This is a genomic window from Streptomyces sp. FH025 (assembly GCF_017427025.1).
In the GTDB taxonomy this organism is placed as follows: domain Bacteria; phylum Actinomycetota; class Actinomycetes; order Streptomycetales; family Streptomycetaceae; genus Kitasatospora.
This window is the reverse complement of record NZ_JAFLNG010001145.1, coordinates 1-1,386: the sequence shown is the minus strand read 5'-3', so window position 1 is coordinate 1,386 and position 1,386 is coordinate 1. Positions and strand designations below refer to the sequence as shown.

Here is a 1,386-nt window from a genome sequence, read left to right as displayed (position 1 = left end):
AGGCGGCGGCTGCGCCGGGTGGTCAAGGCCACCGCCTGGACCGTCGCGCTGGGCGCGATCGGCGTCGCCTCCTGGCAGTTCGTCGACAACCTGCGCAACACCGGACCGGCGATCGCCGCCCCGCAGCAGTCCGTCACCTCCACCGCGCCGTCCACGCACCCGACGACGCACACGCCGGTGCCGCTCGCCATCAAGGAGGCGAAGTCCTACAACCCGTACGGCGACGGAGGACCCGAGGGCAACGACGCCGCCGGGAAGGCCATCGACGGCGACCCGAGCACCAACTGGACCACCCAGTGGTACTCGGACCAGTTCGGCCCCAAGGCGCCCGCCCTCAAGCCGGGCACCGGCCTGCTGATCGACCTCGGCTCGCCGCAGGCGGTCTCCTCGGTGAACGTCCAGTTCGTCGGCGAGCACACCGCGGAGCTGCGCGTGCCCACCCCGGCCGCCGCCTCCGACCCGATGAACGCGAAGCTGGACGGCTTCACCGTCGTCGGCAAGAAGTCCGGCCCCGGCGCCGAGTACACCCTCGACTCCCCGGTCACCACGCGCTACCTCTTGATCTGGCTGACCTCCCTGAACAAGGATTCCGACGGCAAGTACCGCGGCCACGTCGCCGAGGTCAAGGTCTCCGGCTGACCGCACGCCCCGCGCACCGGAACGACGGCAGGGACAGGGGAGGACAGTGGCGGACGACGACGCGACGCTGCTCGCCCGGCACGTCGCCGGCGACCCGGAGGCCTTCGGGCTGCTGGTGGACCGCCACCGCGACCGGCTCTGGGCGGTCGCCCTGCGCACCCTGGGCGACCGCGAGGAGGCCGCCGACGCCCTCCAGGACGCCCTGGTCTCCGCCTTCCGCGCCGCCGCCGGATTCCAGGGCCGCTCGGCGGTCACCACCTGGCTGCACCGGATCGTGGTCAACGCCTGCCTGGACCGCGCCCGGCGCAGCACCGCCCGCCGCACCACCCCGCTGGACGAGGACCCTCAGCGGCTGGACACCCTGATCGGCACGGCCGAGCCGGCCGACTCCCCGGTGGTGCGGGCCGAGGTGCGGCGCGAGCTGACCGCGGCACTCGCCGAGCTGCCCGCCGAGCAGCGGGCCGCGCTGGTCCTGGTCGACATGCAGGGCTACCCGGTCGCCGAGGCGGCCGAGCTGCTGGGCGTCCCGGTGGGCACCGTGAAGAGCCGCTGCGCCCGTGGCCGGGCCAGGCTGCTGCCGCTGGTCCGGCACCTGCGGGAACAGGATGTTTCACGTGAAACACCGGACCGCGGCGCACCGGGCCGGGAGGCACCCGGCGCCCCCGGCGCGGCCCCGCCGTCGCGCCGGAACGCCCAGGGGAACCCGACGGGCCCGCGCACCGTCACAGGAACGGGCCCGACCACCGG

Annotated in this window: 1 protein-coding gene and 1 pseudogene; both read left to right on the top strand. The window is 74.7% G+C overall.

What is annotated here, in order from left to right:
- Window positions 1–639, top strand: a pseudogene (locus J0670_RS38025) (hypothetical protein); the annotation flags it as partial.
- Window positions 640–685: 46 nt separating this feature from the next.
- Window positions 686–1,386 (top strand): RNA polymerase sigma factor SigM (sigM, locus tag J0670_RS38020; RefSeq protein ID WP_207817332.1); only part of this gene is annotated, 701 nt, incomplete at its 3' end.